General features: G+C 62.3%; 14 protein-coding genes. 12 read left to right on the top strand and 2 right to left on the bottom strand.

The genetic code is table 11. From position 1 onward, the window contains the following. Positions 1-110: 110 nt before the first annotated feature. Positions 111-1,169 (top strand): LacI family DNA-binding transcriptional regulator, encoded by a 1,059-nt coding sequence (locus FHX14_RS12745; RefSeq protein WP_184377326.1) that lies wholly within the window; start codon positions 111-113, stop codon positions 1,167-1,169. 293 nt (positions 1,170-1,462) lie between these two features. Then, positions 1,463-2,356 (top strand): class I SAM-dependent methyltransferase, encoded by an 894-nt coding sequence (locus FHX14_RS12740; protein WP_184377325.1) that lies wholly within the window; start codon positions 1,463-1,465, stop codon positions 2,354-2,356. A 174-nt stretch (positions 2,357-2,530) separates the two neighbouring features. Here the strand turns inward: FHX14_RS12740 and FHX14_RS12735 are convergent, their stop codons facing one another. Next, positions 2,531-3,889 (bottom strand): alpha-L-fucosidase, encoded by a 1,359-nt coding sequence (locus FHX14_RS12735; protein WP_348649246.1) that lies wholly within the window; start codon positions 3,887-3,889, stop codon positions 2,531-2,533. Continuing rightward, positions 3,889-4,896 (bottom strand): LacI family DNA-binding transcriptional regulator, encoded by a 1,008-nt coding sequence (locus tag FHX14_RS12730; RefSeq protein WP_184377323.1) that lies wholly within the window; start codon positions 4,894-4,896, stop codon positions 3,889-3,891. The genes FHX14_RS12735 and FHX14_RS12730 overlap by 1 nt, the downstream gene beginning before the upstream one ends. Positions 4,897-5,084: 188 nt before the next feature. Between FHX14_RS12730 and FHX14_RS12725 the strand changes: the two genes are divergently transcribed. The 10 genes from FHX14_RS12725 (at position 5,085) to FHX14_RS12680 (ending at position 17,356) form a co-directional block, all read left to right on the top strand. Beyond that, complete coding sequence (locus tag FHX14_RS12725; RefSeq protein WP_184377322.1) at positions 5,085-7,010, top strand: ABC transporter substrate-binding protein; 1,926 nt, start codon at positions 5,085-5,087, stop codon at positions 7,008-7,010. Between the two features lie 101 nt (positions 7,011-7,111). Continuing rightward, on the top strand, positions 7,112-8,098 hold the full coding sequence (locus tag FHX14_RS12720) for an ABC transporter permease (RefSeq protein ID WP_184377321.1): 987 nt from the start codon (positions 7,112-7,114) through the stop codon (positions 8,096-8,098). A 12-nt stretch (positions 8,099-8,110) separates the two neighbouring features. Further along, a complete protein-coding gene (locus FHX14_RS12715; RefSeq protein ID WP_184377320.1) occupies positions 8,111-9,244 on the top strand; it encodes an ABC transporter permease in 1,134 nt (377 codons plus the stop codon). Continuing rightward, positions 9,234-10,280 carry an ABC transporter ATP-binding protein gene (locus tag FHX14_RS12710; protein ID WP_246713386.1) on the top strand — a complete coding sequence of 349 codons (1,047 nt, stop codon included), beginning with the start codon at positions 9,234-9,236 and terminating at the stop codon, positions 10,278-10,280. The genes FHX14_RS12715 and FHX14_RS12710 overlap by 11 nt, the downstream gene beginning before the upstream one ends. Then, a complete protein-coding gene (locus tag FHX14_RS12705; RefSeq protein ID WP_184377580.1) occupies positions 10,280-11,338 on the top strand; it encodes an oligopeptide/dipeptide ABC transporter ATP-binding protein in 1,059 nt (352 codons plus the stop codon). Before FHX14_RS12710 ends, FHX14_RS12705 begins: the two co-directional genes overlap by 1 nt. Continuing rightward, complete coding sequence (locus FHX14_RS12700) at positions 11,338-12,171, top strand: 5-deoxy-glucuronate isomerase (protein ID WP_184377318.1); 834 nt, start codon at positions 11,338-11,340, stop codon at positions 12,169-12,171. Before FHX14_RS12705 ends, FHX14_RS12700 begins: the two co-directional genes overlap by 1 nt. 45 nt (positions 12,172-12,216) lie before the next feature. Then, the gene (locus tag FHX14_RS12695) at positions 12,217-14,088 is read left to right on the top strand and encodes a glycosyl hydrolase (protein ID WP_184377317.1); all 1,872 of its coding nucleotides are present in this window, start codon (positions 12,217-12,219) and stop codon (positions 14,086-14,088) included. Positions 14,089-14,099: 11 nt separating this feature from the next. Further along, positions 14,100-14,918 (top strand): TIM barrel protein, encoded by an 819-nt coding sequence (locus tag FHX14_RS12690; protein ID WP_184377316.1) that lies wholly within the window; start codon positions 14,100-14,102, stop codon positions 14,916-14,918. Between the two features lie 4 nt (positions 14,919-14,922). After that, the gene (locus tag FHX14_RS12685; protein ID WP_184377315.1) at positions 14,923-15,939 is read left to right on the top strand and encodes a hydroxyacid dehydrogenase; all 1,017 of its coding nucleotides are present in this window, start codon (positions 14,923-14,925) and stop codon (positions 15,937-15,939) included. 1 nt (position 15,940) lies between these two features. Then, on the top strand, positions 15,941-17,356 hold the full coding sequence (locus tag FHX14_RS12680) for a mandelate racemase (protein WP_184377314.1): 1,416 nt from the start codon (positions 15,941-15,943) through the stop codon (positions 17,354-17,356). Positions 17,357-17,367 lie beyond the last annotated feature (11 nt).

Here is a 17,367-nt window from a genome sequence, read left to right as displayed (position 1 = left end):
TATAACGTTCTACATTTTCTTCGGAAGCGCAATAGAAATTTCATCGCCAGTCTGCCATGGTGGTTCCGCGGGCACTTAATGACGGCTCGCAGCCGCAAGCCAGAGAGTCCATGTCAGTCGAAGACAAACGAAAGCCGCAACGAAACGATCGCGTGACGATCCGGACAGTGGCAACCCATGCAGGCGTCTCGGTCGCAGCGGTTTCCAAGGTGATGCGAAACGCCTACGGCGTCAGTGAAGCGCTGCGCGCCAGGGTGACCGACGCCATCGAGGCGCTTGGCTATCGGCCCTCGCGGGCTGCGCGGGGGCTGCGCGGCCGCAGTTTCACCATCGGCGTGCTGTTGATCGACATCCGCAATCCTTTCCTTCCGGAGGTGATCGCCGGCGTCAACGCGGTGCTGGCGCCCTCGCATTATCAGGCGATGATCGGCGTCAGCGATGCGCGCGTGCAACTGGAGACGTCGCTGATCGAATCGATGATCGATTACAAGATGGACGGCCTGATCCTCGTTGCGCCGCGCTTGCCCTCGGAGATCATCGCAAGGTTCGCGGTGGAGATCCCGATCGTCGCGGTCGGTTATCACGATGCCGGCGCCACGGCCTTCGACACCGTCAATGCCGACGATCAGCGCGGAGCGGAGATCGCGGTCGAAGCGCTGCTCGCCTGCGGCTATCGCGACATCGAAATGCTCAGTCTCGGCGAGCGCGAGGGGCATGCGGTGTCGGTCGTCCGCCAGCGTGAGATCGGCTACCGTCGGGCGATGCAGCGCGGCGCGCTCGGCGCCTCCGCACCGATCGGCAAAATTCCGATCGCCTCGCCGAAGCGGGAAGCCGCGATGCGAAAGTTCCTGTCACGGAAGGACAGGCCGCGTGCTGTGTTCTGCTGGAGCGATCTCGATGCGATCACGCTGCTGAGCCTGGCGATGGAGATGGGCGTGCGCGTGCCAGAGGACCTCGCAGTCATTGGATATGACAATTCGTCGACCGCAGCTCTCGGCCTCGTCAATCTCGCAAGCATCGATCAGTCGGGCAGGGAACTCGGTCAGGTCGCAACCCGGGCCCTCATTTCCAGAATAGAAGGCCGCACCGCCTCCGAGCATATTCTGCAGATACCGTCGCTGGTCAGCCGCGGCAGCCTGATCGGGTTCGACGACGCGAAACAGGGCTAGTGGCAAGGCCGGCTCCGTCGGTCCGCACTCGCCGGCCCCATCAGCTAGGGCCATATCTACATGACCGCCGAGGAATCGCGCTGGTGCACCAATCTCGCGACAGGACTGACCTTGCCCCTCCCCTGGTTAACCGCTCCTAAGCTTACTCACAATGGCGCAGGAGACCTGTGCGCAATTTGTGAGAGTTCGTAACGAAAAGCGCCGCCTCGTTCGTAAACCCTTTTGCCCCTCCCGCAAAACTGAGTTAAGCCCACTTTCCGTACTGGTTATTATTGAAGATTTGGAGCATCGGGGTGTCTACGAAGCAACGCATGATAAAGGCGGCCAAAACGGTACTGCCAAAGCCCTTGTTTGAGGCAATCAGAAGCCATAGACGCCCCAGCCGGAAGAACCTGGTTGCGTGGGATGGGACGGCAGTTCAGTCCGATGCGGAGCAATTCCGATCCTCGCGGATTGTTGCAGATCAGATTGATGGGATGCTCTCACTGTTTTCAATGGCCGCAATGGATAGTTTGCTATCACTTCAAGCAACAAATCCGGAAGTTTCTGGGAACATTGTTGAATTCGGTACCTACAAGGGGCGCTCCGCCGCAATCATAGCGCCTCGGGTCAGGCCATCAGAAAAGTTCGTTCTGGTTGATGTTGCCGAATACCTGCAGGTGGAAAAAATACGGGCAATAAATGCTAATATGGAATTTATTCTCTGTGGGTCGGAGGAGTTTCGCTCGCGTTACCCGGACTATAAGCAACTCCGGAAGAATTGTCGATTTATTCATGTTGATTCCAGCCATGCGTACAGAACCACATTTCAAGAAATGAAACTATGCAATGAACTCCTGTCGGCTGGGGGCATTGCCGTTTTTGACGATTACACTAACTTGAATTACTCACAGGTGCTTCCCGCTATATTTAAATATATTTACACGTCAAATCCGGATCTGGCTGTATTTATGGTGACGGATGTAAAGGCCTACTTATGCAGAAAGAAATATTTAGACTACTATTTATCTTTTGTTCTTCAAGGCGCAGTGCCGTCGATGGCGGCGCGAGGCATTGAAGATGCGATAATATCGCGGACTGATTGGGACAGGGAATACCGCGCCATCTATCTACGCACCCGTAGTCCCGGCGAAAACGGTCCTCACTACGGCGAGGAAATTTATGGAAGACTCTACGAGGGCCCCTGAGTTTTCCGTTCAGGCATGTCCATCGAAAAGCGCAGTCGGACTTAAAATTCTCGTAAGTAATTCGTCCAGCTGGGAGCTTCTCGACAGCGCCCGCACGCCCTCGCACGAGTTGGAGAAATCAGAGATCTGTCAAGGGCGATATAAACCCTCAGTGCAGGCGCGGCCTTAAGTGCCCTAGATGCCAGAAGCACTTCCCGCCTTGAGCTTGACCTCGATGACCGGAACCACGACTTTGGGGCGGCGCACCGGCAGGACGAAAGTCAGCTCCTCCTCGCCGACGGGGAATTGGGTATTCGCCCACAAGGTATTGGCTGACGGGCGCAGCCAGGTGACTTCGCGGGCATCGTGCAGGAATTGCGCATATTCGATCTTCCCGGCCAGCGCATCGAAATGCAGATGCTTATAGGGCCAGTTGAAGAGGTGGATATAGAGACGATCGCCGTTCTGGGTCAGGCGGCAATCCGGCGGCGCGGTGAAATCGGACTGGGTGCAGCCGACGATGCTGCGCTCGTGCAGCGCCATCCATTCCTCGTAAGCGGCAAGGGCCGATATCGCGCGATGGTCGAGCGTGCCACGTGCCGTCGGCCCGACATTCATCAGCAGATTGCCGCCGATCGCGACGGTGCCGACCAGCATCTGCACCAGCTGCTCCGTGCTTTTCCAGGTGTCCTCGTCGCGGTGGTAGCCCCAAGAGCCGCTGAGCGTCTGGCAGGCCTCCCAGACGACGCGCCTGCCGTCGCGTTTCGGCCAGGCGCGCGGCATATATTGTTCCGGCGTGACGATGTCGGGGAGGAGGCCGGCAAGGTCGAGCCGGTTGTTGATGATGATGTCGGGGGCAAGCTCGCGCACCATGCGCACGAGCTTCTCGCTTTCCCAATCCCGATGGCCCTTGCCGACGAGCTCCCCGAGCTTCCACTGCGGATAGCTGAAATCGAACCACATGATGTCGATCTGCCCGAACTCGGTCAGCAGTTCGCGCACCTGCTCTCGCATGAAGGCGGCATAACGGAGCATATCCCGGCCTTCGTTGATTTTCGGCGCATCGGGATGATTGCGCTGCGGGTGGCGCGGATCGACGGTGAAGTCGGGATGATGCCAGTCGATCAGCGAATAGTAGAAGCCGATCCTCAGGCCCTCGGCGCGGAAGGCGTCGACGAAGGGGCGCAGCAGATCCTTGCCATAAGGCGTGTTGGTCACCTTGAAGTCGGTGGCCTTGGTGTCCCAGAGGCAGAAACCTTCATGGTGCTTGGTGGTCAGCACCACGTATTTCATGCCGGCGGCCTTGGCGCGTCTTGCCCATTCGCGGGGGTCGTAGAGATCGGGGTCGAAATAATCGAAATATTTCTGGTAGTCGGTGTCATCAAGCTCTTCGCGGCTCTTGACCCATTCATGGCGCGCCGGCAGGGCATAGAGCCCCCAATGCACGAACATGCCGAACCGCTCGTGGACGAACCAGCCCTTCTTCTCCTCGGGCAAGGCCAGTGACTGCAGATTGTCGCCATCCATGGGATATTCCTCCTGTTGATCGTCGATCAGGTCGTTTCGCGGACGATGAGCTCGGGCACGATGACGATGCCGTGCTGACGGTTCTTGGTGGCGATGCGGCTGAGCAGCAGGCGCACGGCTTCCTCTCCCATTTCCCGTTTCTGCACCCGCAGTGTGGTCAGCGCCGGAGACAGCAGTTCGGCCGTCGGGATGTCGTCGAAACCAATGAGGGCGATCTGCTCGGGGATCGAGATATGGGCTGCCCGGCATGCCTTCATGGCGCCGATCGCATTGAGGTCGTTGTAGCAGATAAGCGCATCGATATCGGGCATTTCCGCCAGCAACTGCGCTGCTGCCGTCTGTCCGCCCGCCGCCGTCGGATCGCAGTAGACGATGCCATGCGCCTTCAGCCCATGGGCCGTCAGCGTCTTGCGGAAGCCGACGAGGCGGCTTTTGCCGCCGAAGGAGCTGCGCGGCCCGGCGACGATCGCGATTTTGCGGCGGCCGCGCTCGACCAGATGGTCGACGGCACGCGATGCCCCGGTCTCGTAGTCGGTGACGATCGTTCCGGCGATCTCGTTGGGCGCCTCGCGGTTGATGAGCACGACGGCGCGGTGGGGCGCCAGCGCCTTGTGAAGTGCTGCATCGGGCAGCCGCGCGCTGCAGACGATGATCCCGTCGACCCGATACCGCAGCAGCGCTTCGATGAGCTCCTCCTCGCGTTTGCTGTTCTCGACGACATTGGCCAGAAGCAGGTTGTAACCGGCCGCACTCGCCGCATCCTCGGCCCCCCGAATGACCTCGGGAAAGAACGGGTTGGTGATATCGGGAACAAGAAGGCCGATGGTCTTCGACCGGTCGGAGCGCAATCCGCGCGCAAAGGGGTTGGGGCGGTAATTGAGTTCGTTCGCCGCTGAGAGAATGCGTTGACTGGTTTCGGCGCTAGCGCCGCCCCGCCCGTTGAGCACGCGCGATACCGTCATCGGCGACACGCCTGCGGCATGGGCGACATCGGCGATGGTTATGTTGGAATCCGGTTCTTTGGGGCTGCTCAAGGGCTGTCTCTAATGGGGTAAGAAATTTACGGTAACGATAACTAACATAAATCAGGCGAAAGCCAAGCCTTTGCGGGCGTACATTCCGCCAATACGAATCTTTTTGACAAGATAGAACGATAACGTTAACGTTCTGAATTGAGGAGAATACGTTAACGATAACCTAAGCAGAATATTGGGAGGAGAGAATGCAACACGTCAGAAGTCTACGGCGGCAGGTTGTTTCCACAGTTGCCGCGGCGATCCTCATGGGTGCCGGCTGGGCCGGCGCCGCTTTCGGCTTTCAGGAGTCGCCGGAATTGAAGGCGCTGGTCGACGCCGGCAAGCTGCCGCCGGTGGAAAAACGGCTGCCGAAGGAGCCGCTGGTGCTCACCCCGCTTGAATCGGTCGGGACCTATGGTGGCACCTGGCGCACGGCCACCTTTGGCGGCGGCGACAGCGAGATCGAACGTTCGATCGGCTATACGAGATTGGTCCGCTGGAATCCGGAATGGACCGAGGTGATCCCCGACATCGCCAGGAGCGTCGAGGTCAACGAGAATGCCACCGAATACACGTTCACCCTGCGGGAAGGCACGCGTTGGTCGGACGGCGAGCCCTTTACCGCCGATGATCTGGTGTGGTGGAACGAGAACGTGCTGCGCAACACCAAGATTACGCCTGCTGCACCCGATTGGCTGACCGCGGGTGGTCAGACCGTCAAGGTCGAAAAGCTTGCCGACGACAAGGTCGTCTTCAAGTTTGCTGCGCCGAACGGCCTGTTCCTGATGAACATGGCGACGGTACGCGGTTCTGATATTCTGGCGGCCGCACCGGCGCATTACCTCAAGCAATTCCACAAGGATTTCAATCCGGACGGCGTCGACGCCCTGGTGAAGGCGGCGGGTGCGACCGACTGGGTCCAGCTCTTCAACAACAAGATCGGCTTTCCCGGCCGCTGGCGCGATCTCGGCCGGCCGACGCTCGATGCCTGGGTGCTGACCGCGCCTTATAACGGCACCACCCAGGTCGTCGCCGAACGCAATCCCTATTATGCCAAGGTGGATACTTCAGGAAATCAGTTGCCTTACTTCGATCGCATCACCATCGACGTGATGCAGGATACCCAGGCGATCATCCTGAAGGCGATCAGCGGCGAAATCGACATGCAGAACCGCTTCATCGAGACGACGGACGCCCGCACGGTGATCGTGCAGAACCAGCAGAAGGCCGGTTACGGCCTGTTCATCGCCCGGCCGGCATGGTCGAACGCCCTTTTGATCACCCTGAACGAAACGCACAAGAACCCGGCCTTGCGCGCCGTCTTCTCCAACAAGGATTTCCGCATCGGCCTCAGCTACGCCATCAACCGCGAGGAGCTCAACCAGCTGATCTATGCCGGACAGGCCAAGCCCTATCAGGCCGCGCCCCGCGAGGGCACAGCGCTCTACGACGAGAAGATGGCGACGCAATATCTGGAATATAATGTCGACCTCGCCAACCAGTATCTCGACAAGGCGGGCCTGACCAAGAAAGACGCCGACGGTTATCGTCTCGGCCAGGACGGCAAGCGGATCACCTTTGCGATCGATGCGCTGACCGGAAGCCCGATCCAGGTCGATGCGCTCGAAATGATCCAGCGCTACTGGCGGGCGGTCGGTATCGACATGCAGCCGCGCCCGGCCGAACGGTCGCTGATCTTCTCGCGCCTGCAGAACAACGACAATGACGGCCTCGCCTGGGTCGGCGGCGGCGGCTACGACTTCCTCGGCCTGCTCGATCCCAAATGGTATTTCCCGCACGAATATGAATCGAGCTTCGCCACCGCCTGGGGCCTCTATTATCAGAATCCCAAGGATCCGAACGCTCAGGAACCGAGCCCGGCCGCCAAGAAGCAGATGGATCTCTACCGCCAGGTGCAGGAAGCCCCGACGCTCGAAAAGCAGCTCGAAGCTATGAAGGAGCTGCTGGCGATCACCCGTGACGAATTCTACGTCATCGGCACCAATCTCGAGCCGGATCGCGTCGGCATCGTCAAGACCAATATGCGCAACGTCCCCAAGGTCATCCCCAGCACGTCCTTCTACATGACGCCGGGGCCGGCAAAGCCGGAGACCTTCTACTACCAGCAATAGACACATGATCGGCCGGAATGGCGTCCGCGGGCGCCATTCCGGTAGCAGCCCCGCCCCATCCCCCAGACCGATCGGCGATCGCCAGTCGAAGGAGCTTGAACATGGCCGGCTTCATCATCAGACGTCTGCTTTATATGATCCCGATGATGTTCGCGATTTCAGTCGTGACCTTCATCATCATCCAGCTGCCGCCCGGCGACTTCCTGACCGCGATGACCGCGCGTCTCGCCTCGCAGAACGAGACAGTCGATCCTAGCGTAATCGCCGGCCTGCGCGAACGGTATGGCCTCGATCAGCCCTGGGCGGTGCAATACTGGAAATGGATCAGCGGCATCCTGCTGCGCGGCGATTTCGGCCAGTCCCTCGACTGGAACAAGCCGGTCAGCGAATTGATCTGGGCGCGCATGGGCCTGACGATGGTGGTCTCGGTCACCACGCTGTTCTTCGTCTGGGTGGTTGCCTTTCCGATCGGCATCTATTCGGCAGTGCGGCAATATTCGGTGGGCGATTACTTCGCCACCTTCTTCGGCTTCCTCGGCCTTGCGATTCCGAACTTCCTGCTGGCGCTGGTGCTGATGTTCGTCTCGGCGCAGTATTTCGGCCAGAGCGTCGGTGGGCTGTTTTCGCCAGCTTACATCAACGCCGCCTGGAGCTGGGCCAAGCTCGGCGATCTAGTCTCGCATATGTGGATCCCGGTCGTCGTGCTCGGCACGGGTGCGACGGCGGCGCTGATCCGCATCATGCGCGCCAACCTGCTGGACGAGCTCAACAAGCCCTATGTCGACATGGCGCGGGCCCGGGGCCTGAGCGAAATTCGGCTGCTGCTGAAATATCCGGTGCGCGTCGCGCTCAACCCCTTCGTCTCCACAGTCGGCTGGGTGTTGCCGCACCTCGTCTCGGGCTCGGTGGTGGTCTCCATCGTCCTCAGCCTGCCGATCACCGGGCCGCTTCTGCTCAACGCGCTGTTTGCCCAGGACATGTATCTCGCCGGCACCTTCATCCTGCTGATGAGCGTGCTGACGTTGATCGGCACGCTGATCTCGGACCTGCTGCTCGCCTGGCTCGATCCCCGCATCCGCAACGGCTGAAGGACGATAGATATGACCGATCAAGCCATCGCGCTATCGTCTGAACCCACTAGAAATACCGCCGCCGCGGCAGGACAGTGGAAGCTCATCTGGTGGCGTTTCTGCCGCCACCGGCTGGCGCTGGCGGCAGGCGTCGTCATCGTGCTGATCTACCTGGTCGCTCTCTTTGCCGAGGTTCTCGCCCCGGTTTCGTCGCAGACCTACGATTCCCGTTACACCTATGCGCCGCCCCAGCAGCTGAGATTTGCCGGCTACGACGCAGCGGGGAGATTTCATCCGCTCTACGTCAACGGTTATTCGATGAAGATCGACCCGATCGCGCTCAGCCGCAATTATGTGCCCGATCCGGCCGTCGTCATTCCCGTCGGCTTCTTCGTCAAAGGTGAACCTTACCGGCTCTGGGGGCTGTTCGATCTCAACCGCCACCTGATCGGCCCGGTCGAGGCTGGCAAACCGTTCTACCTGTTCGGCGCCGACCGGCTGGGCCGCGACGTCTTCAGCCGGACGGTGCACGGCACCCGCGTGTCTATGTCCGTCGGGCTGATCGGGGTCACGATCAGCCTCACCCTCGGCATTATCCTTGGCGGCATCTCCGGGCTCTATGGCGGCTGGGTTGATGATGTCATCCAGCGCTGCATCGAACTGATCAACTCGATCCCGACCATTCCGCTGTGGATGGGGCTTGCGGCTGCCGTTCCGATCAGCGCCGATCCGATCCTGGTCTATCTCTGGATCACCGTCATCCTGTCGCTGATCGGCTGGACGGATCTGGCGCGGGTGGTGCGCGGCCGTTTCCTGTCGCTGAAGACGGAAGATTTCGTCATCGCCGCCCATCTCGATGGCTGCTCGCGTATGCGGATCATCTGGCGGCATATGGTGCCGTCCTTCATGAGCCACATCATCGCCTCGGTGACGCTTGCCATCCCGACGATGATTCTTGCCGAAACCGCGCTTTCCTTCCTCGGCATCGGCCTGCGTCCGCCTGTCGTGAGCTGGGGCGTGCTGCTGCAGGAAGCGCAGAACATTCTCGCGGTTTCGAGCGCGCCCTGGCTGTTTCTTCCCGGTCTTGCGGTGATCGTCACCGTGCTCGCCCTCAATTTCCTTGGTGATGGATTACGCGATGCTGCAGATCCCTATGAATACTGATTCCCATTTCGCCGCCGGCGGCGGGCGCGCCGATCGCGATCTGCTGATCGAGGTCGACGACCTCAGGACGCATTTCTTCGGCGGCGCGGGCACGGTGAGGGCGGTCGACGGCGTCTCCTTCTCCATCCCGCGCGGCAAGACGGTCTGCGTCGTCGGCGAATCCGGGTCGGGTAAGAGCATCACCGGCCGCTCGATCCTCAACCAGGTTCCGCGGGGTGGGCGGATCGTCTCGGGCGCAATCCGCTACCGGCCCGATCCGGCAGTCCCCGCCATTGATCTCGCCTCGCTCGATCCGCGCGGCCGCGACATGCGGGCGATCCGCGGCGCCCAAATCGGCCTGATCAGTCAGGAGCCGATGGCAGCCCTCTCGCCCGTCCATACGATCGGCAACCAGATGGTGGAGGTCATCCGCCTGCACCTCAAGATGGGAAAGAAGGAAGCGCGCGAGCATGCGATCGAGACGCTGGCGCTGGTCGGCATTCCGAGGCCAGCCGAGCGCATGGAAAGTTATGCGTTCCAGTTCTCCGGCGGCATGCGCCAGCGTGTCTGCATTGCGCTTGCGCTCGCCTGCCGCCCGAAGCTCCTAATCGCCGACGAGCCGACCACGGCGCTCGATGTGACCACTCAGGCCAATATCCTCGATTTGCTCGCCTCGCTGCAAGCCGAATTCGGGCTCTCGGTGCTGTTCGTCACCCACGATCTCGGTGTGGTGGCCGAGATCGCCGACGAGGTCGTCGTCATGTATGTCGGCCGGGTGGTGGAGGCGGGCGATGTCGACACGATCTTTCACGCACCTGTTCATCCCTACACCAAGGCCCTGCTGCAATCGGTGCCGCGCCTGCACGGACAGCCGAGCGAACGGCTGGCGACCATCGAAGGCATGGTGCCCTCGCGTTTCCACAGGCCCGAAGGCTGCAGCTTTCATCCCCGATGCCGAGAGGCGAGGGCGGGCCTCTGTGACCGCGAGGATCCGCAAGCCGTCCTGATCGGCAAGGGGCACGTCGCCAGCTGCCTGCTTTACGAGGGAAGACAATGATGGCCGATCCCATGACGCAACCAAGCCCGCTGCTCGAATTGAACGATCTCAGGATGCATTTCCCCATCCGCAAGGGCGCCTTCCGGCGCGTGGTCGGGCATGTCAAGGCGGTCGACGGCGTCTCGCTTCGCGTCGAAGACGGCGAGACGCTCGGCATTGTCGGGGAATCCGGCTGCGGCAAGTCGACGCTTGCCCGCACCGTGCTGCGCATCTACCAGCCGACGAGCGGAGAAATCCGCTATCGCGATCGCAGCGGCGGCACGGTGGATCTCGCGGCCCTCTCCGGTCCGGCCCTCAAGGAAATCCACCGCGACCTGCGCATCGTCTTTCAGGATCCGCAATCCTCGCTCAATCCGCGCCTTCCCGTCATCGACATCATCGGCGAGGTGCTTAGCGTCAACGGCATCGCCAAGGGCCGGGAGCTCGAGCACCGGGTCGCCGAGCTGATGCAGAGTGTGGGCCTGCGGCCGGAATATATGCGCCGTTATCCGCATGCTTTCTCCGGCGGCGAACGCCAGCGCATCGGCATTGCCCGGGCGCTGGCCTCCAATCCGCGCCTTGTCATCGCCGATGAGGCCGTCTCGGCGCTCGATGTCAGCGTCCAGGCGCAAACCATCAATCTGCTGCAGGACCTGCAGGAACAGTTCGGCCTGACCTATCTCTTCGTTGCTCACGACCTCTCGGTCGTCCGGCACATCTCCGACAATATCGCCGTCATGTATGTCGGCCGGGTCGTCGAAAAGGCGCCGACGGAGCAGATCTTTTCGCGTCCGCGCCACCCCTATACCGAAGCGCTGCTCTCGGCGGTGCCGATCGCCGATCCGAGGATGCGCCGCCACGGCCGGCGCATCCGGCTGGCGGGCGAAGTCGCCGACCCCGCGCATCCGCCTCCCGGCTGCGCCTTTCATCCGCGCTGTCGCTATGCCACCGCGCTGTGCAAGCAGGAAGTGCCGGCCCTGCGCACCGTTACCGCCGATGGACATGCGGTGGCCTGCCATCACGCCGAAACCCTGACCCTCAACCCTTTCGCCGACCGTACCGTTGCGGAGTTCAATTGATGCCCGAATTCATTCCACGCTCCGAGCAGCGTCCCATTGTGGATACCTCCTCCAGGACGCTCGATCTCATCTATTTCGACCTCGTCACGCTTCCGGCAGACGGCCGGGACACGCGGCGGCTGCCCTTGCACGAAAGCCTCTACGTCGTGCTGTCGGGGCAGGTGGATATCGAGGTGGATGACATCAGCTTCGAAGCTGTGGGCCGGCGAGCCGATATCTGGGGAGGCGATGCGGATTCGGTTTACGCACCCGTCGAGGCCAATGTCCGGATATCGGCCCGTGGCGGCCCGGCGGAAGTCGCCATCGCCGGCGGCCTCTGTGAGAGGCGCTACGCGCCGTTCCGGGTGACGCCTGATGAGGTCGACGCGGTCAATGTCGGCTCGCCCGACACGCACAGCCAGCGGCGGATCGCTCACCTGCTCGGGCAACGGCAGAACGGCCGCTGCGGGAACCTCCTGGTGAGCGAACTCTATGCCGGCGAGGGCTGCTGGTCGGGCTATCCTCCCCACAAGCACGATACCGAAGACGGCGATGCCGAGACCCTGCACGAGGAGCTCTATCATTACCGTTTCCAGCCGGAGACCGGCTTCGGCAGCCAGATCACTTATGACGATGACGGTCCGGTCAAGATCCTCATGACCCGCAACGGCGATACTGTCCTGGTCGATCGCGGCTACCACCCCACTGTCACCTCGCCCGGGCATCGCGGCTATATCTTCACCATTCTTGTCGGCAAGCATCGCCGAGGGCTGATCCAGCGCTTCGATCCGGCGCACCAGCATCTGACCAAGACCATCCCCGGCATCGATGCAATGCGCGAAAAGTTCAAATAATCCGGCTTTTGCGCTGACAGCCTTTCCCTTCTAGGAGAACGATCCATGCGTGAACGGACGCGAATAAACGTCGATGCCAGCCAAGCGGTACGCCCCTTCGAGCGGTTCTGGCGCGGCACCGGCTTTTCGCCTGCCGAGCTGCTGCTCGAACCCGAGATGCGCCAGATGCTTGCCTATATCGGCGGCCTGCCGAACGAGGGCATCCGCTATTTGCGGGTCCACTACCTTTACAATCTGCTGCGCGCTACCGGCGGTACGGGCGGCTACGACTGGTCGCTGCTCGACCGTGCGCTCGACGTGATGATCGAACACCGCCTGAAGCCGTTCTTCGAGCTGATGGGCAACCCGTCAGGCCTGTTCACCGATTATGAGGACATGGACCAGGTCAGGCGCTGGCGCGATCTCGTCACTGTGACGGTGGACCGCTACGGCGCGCGCTACGGCATGGACGAATTGCGCACATGGTATTTCGAAACGACGAATGAGGCCGACTCCGGCTGGTGGACTTACGGGATCAAGGGCTACACCAATTATTACGATGCCTGCGTCGCAGGCCTCGACGCCATCGATCCCGGCCTGCCGATGGGCGGGCCGGGCACCGCCCGCACGCTCTCGCCGATCTTTCGCGCCCTGATCGCCCATTGCGACAGCGGCACGAGCTGCCTGACCGGCGACGGCCCGCCGCGCATCGACTACATTTCGATCCACGAAAAGGGCGTCAACGGCAGCAAGGACGATCTGACGCCGAAGACGAACGCGATCGTCGATCGCACGCTTCTCGTCGTCGATTATCTCAAGGAGCATCATCCGCGGCTGGCGGGCCTGCCGATCATCAACGACGAATGCGACCCGCAGCTTGGCTGGAGCGACCCTCACAGCTGGCACGGCAAGGCCTACTACGCCGGGATCATCGCCCGCATCATCGAGCAGCACGACCGGCGCATCATCGCTCCGAAAGCGGCAAATTTCACCTTCCTCAGCAATGACCACGCCTTTATCGGCGGCTGGAGCCAACGCACGATCTTTGCCTATTTCGGGCCGCGCAATTTCACCAAGGCGCAATGGGAGCACAAGACCGATCTGGAAAAGCTGGTGACCGACATCGACAGTGCGCCGCCCTTCGACATCATCAAGAAGCCCGGCCTCACATCGATGGAGCTGCTGGCGACGCTCGGCGATACCGTCTGCAAGGTGACGGCCGAGCCGCCGCTGACGCCCGATCAGGATGGCCTGGCGATCCTGCCGACGCGACTGCCGGGCGGCGGTGTTTCCATCAGCCTCATCCACAGCGTCGATGCCATCAACCGCTCGGGCCGGACCGCCGTCCGCCTCGAGGTCGAAGGGCTCGCTCCCGGCCGCCATGCGCTCTGCCTGCTGCGCATCGACGAGGAATTCACCAATCCGATGGAGGTCTGGGAAGCCCAGCGCGACCAAAGCAATCCGCGCGGTCCCTTCGAACCGGTCGGCGCGCCGCCCGTTCCTGATGAAGCGCAGTTTGCCGAACTGCGCCGCGCCCAGGAGCCGGCCTTGCTGCATCCGATCAGCATCGTCGCCTGCGACGACGGCCGGGTCAGTGTCGATCTCGACGTGCCCTTGCCGTCGCTGACGCAGGTGCTCGTCGTTCCCGATATCGGCGCACCGCCGGCAGCACCCACCGGTCTCGTCGTTGAGCGCTACCTCGGTCTCGGCGGCCGGGAGGAGCGCATGCTGTTCTGGGCGGCCGGCGATGCCGGCCCCGCCGCCGTCTTCTACGATGTCCTCATCAGCACCGACGGCAAGACCTTTGAAAAGGTCAGTCCGGCGCCGCTGCTCTCCACGGCATTCCTGCACATGTCGCCGCCTGAGGGCGTGCATTATGCGGTGCGCGCCCGCGATGCCTTCGGCCGCCACAGCGAGTTCTGTGTTTCCAGTCGATGAGCAGGGACATCATGGATATCGCCTATTTCACTAAGACCCTGGAAGGCCTGCCGCCGGAGACGGCAGCGGAGATCATCGCGGATCTCGGGTTCGACTGTGCCGATCTTCTCGTTCGCGACGGCCATGCCGTTTCTCCCGACCGGCCGGAGGAAATCGTCAAGGCCGCAAAGCTCTTTGCCGATGCCGGCCTCAGCATCCCGATGGCGACCATCGATTTCACGCGGCCCGACGCTGCTGCGTCGCGGCTTCTCGGCTTTTGCGGCGAGGCTGGCATCGGCCAGGTGCGGCTCGGCTTCTGGCGTTATGATCCGTCCCGGCGCTGGAAGGTGCAGGTCGATGAGGCGCGGCGTGACCTCGATGGTTTCGAGCGTCTCGCCGAACGCTTCGCCGTCAAGTTGACGATCCAGCTGCACGGCGGGACCTTGCACAGCTCCGGCGCGCTGGCGATGCAATTGCTGGCCGGGCGCGATCCGATCAGCGTCGGCGCCTATCCCGATCCGGCCAACCAGATCATCCGCGAGGGAAGCGAGGACTGGCGCCTGACCCTCGACCTTCTCGACCCGTGGTTCTGCTGCATGGGTGTCAAGAATTGCGGCTGGTTTCCCGGCGCCTATGGGGTGCCGGGCCAGCGTGCCTGGCATTCGGACTGGTACGGGCTCGACGACGGCATGGTGCCCTGGAACGACATCATCCCGCATCTCGTCGTCACCGGTTTCGCCGGAGTGCTCTCGGTGCATTCCCAATACCGGGTTCCCCGGGAACAGGCGCTCGACAAGGCCCGCGCCGATCTCTCCTATCTCAGGCGCCTGGTCGCCGCAGCGAAAGAGTAGAAGCATGAGCAAACAAGCGCCCGTCATCGCCGTCCTTCTGACCGAAAAGACCCGTCGCATGATGCTGGACGATGCGGCGACCGCTGATTTGAATGCGCTGGGCGACGTGCGCTGGCCGGCCGTCGCCACGATCGATGCCGCCGATGCCGACCGGCTGCTGCAGGGCGCCACGGCCTGCCTGACCGGATGGGGCACGCCGCCCTTCGATCCCACAGCGCGACAGCGCCATCCGCAACTTGCCCTTATCGCGCATTCGGCCGGCAGCGTCCGCACGCTCGTTCCCGCCCGTCTGTTCGACGACGGCCTTCGTGTCAGCCATTCCGCCTCGAAAATCGCCGCCTCGGTTGCCGAGTTCGTCGTCGCCGAAGCACTGCTTGCCATGCGCGGCATTCACCGGCTGCATCATGCTCTGCGCGGCGGCGGTGATTGGCTCGACGTCCGCGCCGCCGTGCCGCAAAGATTGCTCGGCGCCAGAACGGTCGCCATCGTCGGCGCCGGATATGTCGGACGGGCAGTCATGCGTCTGCTCGTGCCATTCGGCGGCCGCGTGCTGGTCGTCGATCCCTATCTCAATGACAGCGAGGCCGCGGCACTCGGCGTCGTTCGAACAGGACTGGACGATGCGCTGGGGCAAAGCGATGTGATTACCCTGCATGCGCCAGTTCTGCCGGAAACGCGCCGCATGATCGGCGCCCGCGAACTGGCGCTGTTGCGCCCCGGCGCATTGTTCATCAACACCGCGCGCGCAGAATTGGTCGATGAGGCGGCATTGCTTGCCGAGATCCGGTCCGGCCGTATCGAGGCGGCTCTCGATGTCTTCGACAAGGAGCCGCTGCCGCCGGACAGCCCGTTCCGCGACCCGGCGCTTGCCAATGTCACCATTTCGCCGCATGCCGCGGGCCATACCGAAGAGGCGCATTTCGCCCAAGGGCAGGCCATGGTGGACGAGATCGGCCGGCTGCTGCGCCGGGAGCCGCTCCATCACGAAGTGTCGCGCGCCATGCTCGACCGGATGGCGTAAAATGGACAGAAACATCGGAGCTTCCCTAACGGCGCCGCGCATCAGAATTGTCGAGATCGACACCTTCGAGCGCGATACCCGCCTGCGCCTGCCGTTCCGCTTCGGCGCGGCAACCCTCGAAAAGGCACCGCAGGCCTTTCTCAGGGTGCGTGTCGAGGATGAGAAGGGAAAGACGGCCGTCGGCGCTGCCGCCGAAATGATGGTGCCGAAATGGTTCGACAAAAACCCGGCCTTCACGCCGGCGCAGAATGTCGATCAATTGCGCGGCTCGATCCGTGTTGCGGCGGCTGCCTCGCTCGAAGCGTCCGCGCCGACGACATTGTTTGCCGCCGCCCGGGTGAACGAGATGGAAACCGTGCGGCGCCTGCCCGGAAATCCATTGGCGGCCGGTTTCGGACCTTCGCTTATCGCCCGCGCAGCACTCGATGCCTATTGCCGTCTTGCCGGCATTTCCTTCTTCGATGCGGTGCGTGGCAACTTGGTCGGCATCGGCGGCTCAATGCTGCCCGGCGATATCGGCGCGGATGCCGCTTCCGCAACGCTTGCCGGGCTTCGCCCCGCCGGTTCGATCTCGGCCCGGCATACGATCGGGCTGCTCGACCCGATTACCGAGAGGGATATCGTTCATCCCGTTGATGACGGCCTGCCGCAAAGCCTCGAGGCGGTGATTGCGCGTTATGGCAATCACTGGTTCAAGATCAAACTTTCCGGCGAGGTCGATGCCGATCTCGACCGGCTGGCGCGAATTGCCGCGGTGCTGGACCATCTGCCCGATTACCGGGTGACGGTCGACGGCAATGAGCAGTTCGCCGCTGCCGAACCGCTTGCCGACCTGCTGGCGCGCATGGCGGCGATGCCGCGGCTGGCGCGGCTGCGGGCGGCCATTGCCTTTATCGAACAGCCGTTCTCGCGCGCGATCACCATGCAGACGCCACTTAGGGCTCTGGCGGCGGAGTTGCCCTTCCTGATCGATGAGAGCGACGATGGCGACGCGGCCTTCGCCCACGCCCGTGAGCTCGGCTATACCGGCGTCTCCTCGAAGACCTGCAAGGGCGTCTATCGCTCGCTCCTCAAGGCGATCCGCATCAGAACGACAGGGGTGCCGAACCTGTTCCTCTCCGGCGAAGACCTGACCTGCCAGGCCGGACTTGCCGTGCAGCAGGATCTGGCGCTGGTTTCGCTGCTCGGCCTCTCCCATGTCGAGCGCAACGGTCATCATTATGTGGCCGGCATGCAGGGTGCGCCGCAGGCGGAGATGGCGCGTTTTGCTGCTGCCCACCCGGATATTTACGAGCGGGGTGCCGAAGGACCACTGCTGTCGATCCGCGACGGCCGGATTGCCATCGGTTCGCTCGGGGCGATCGGATATGCCAGCGGCGCCTTGCCCGATTTCGAAGCAATGGAGCCGTTGTCGTGAGCGCGCGATCA

It is taken from the genome of Rhizobium sp. BK619 (assembly GCF_014195245.1).
GTDB lineage: Bacteria > Pseudomonadota > Alphaproteobacteria > Rhizobiales > Rhizobiaceae > Rhizobium > Rhizobium acidisoli.
This window is presented reverse-complemented; position numbering and strand designations above follow the sequence as displayed.

Coding starts and splice junctions, on each gene's coding strand:
- FHX14_RS12745 (WP_184377326.1), top strand. CDS start 111: ATGTCAGTCGAAGACAAACGAAAGCCGCAACGAAACGATCGCGTGACG.
- FHX14_RS12725 (WP_184377322.1), top strand. CDS start 5,085: ATGCAACACGTCAGAAGTCTACGGCGGCAGGTTGTTTCCACAGTTGCC.
- FHX14_RS12720 (WP_184377321.1), top strand. CDS start 7,112: ATGGCCGGCTTCATCATCAGACGTCTGCTTTATATGATCCCGATGATG.
- FHX14_RS12715 (WP_184377320.1), top strand. CDS start 8,111: ATGACCGATCAAGCCATCGCGCTATCGTCTGAACCCACTAGAAATACC.
- FHX14_RS12710 (WP_246713386.1), top strand. CDS start 9,234: ATGAATACTGATTCCCATTTCGCCGCCGGCGGCGGGCGCGCCGATCGC.
- FHX14_RS12705 (WP_184377580.1), top strand. CDS start 10,280: ATGGCCGATCCCATGACGCAACCAAGCCCGCTGCTCGAATTGAACGAT.
- FHX14_RS12700 (WP_184377318.1), top strand. CDS start 11,338: ATGCCCGAATTCATTCCACGCTCCGAGCAGCGTCCCATTGTGGATACC.
- FHX14_RS12695 (WP_184377317.1), top strand. CDS start 12,217: ATGCGTGAACGGACGCGAATAAACGTCGATGCCAGCCAAGCGGTACGC.
- FHX14_RS12690 (WP_184377316.1), top strand. CDS start 14,100: ATGGATATCGCCTATTTCACTAAGACCCTGGAAGGCCTGCCGCCGGAG.
- FHX14_RS12685 (WP_184377315.1), top strand. CDS start 14,923: ATGAGCAAACAAGCGCCCGTCATCGCCGTCCTTCTGACCGAAAAGACC.
- FHX14_RS12680 (WP_184377314.1), top strand. CDS start 15,941: ATGGACAGAAACATCGGAGCTTCCCTAACGGCGCCGCGCATCAGAATT.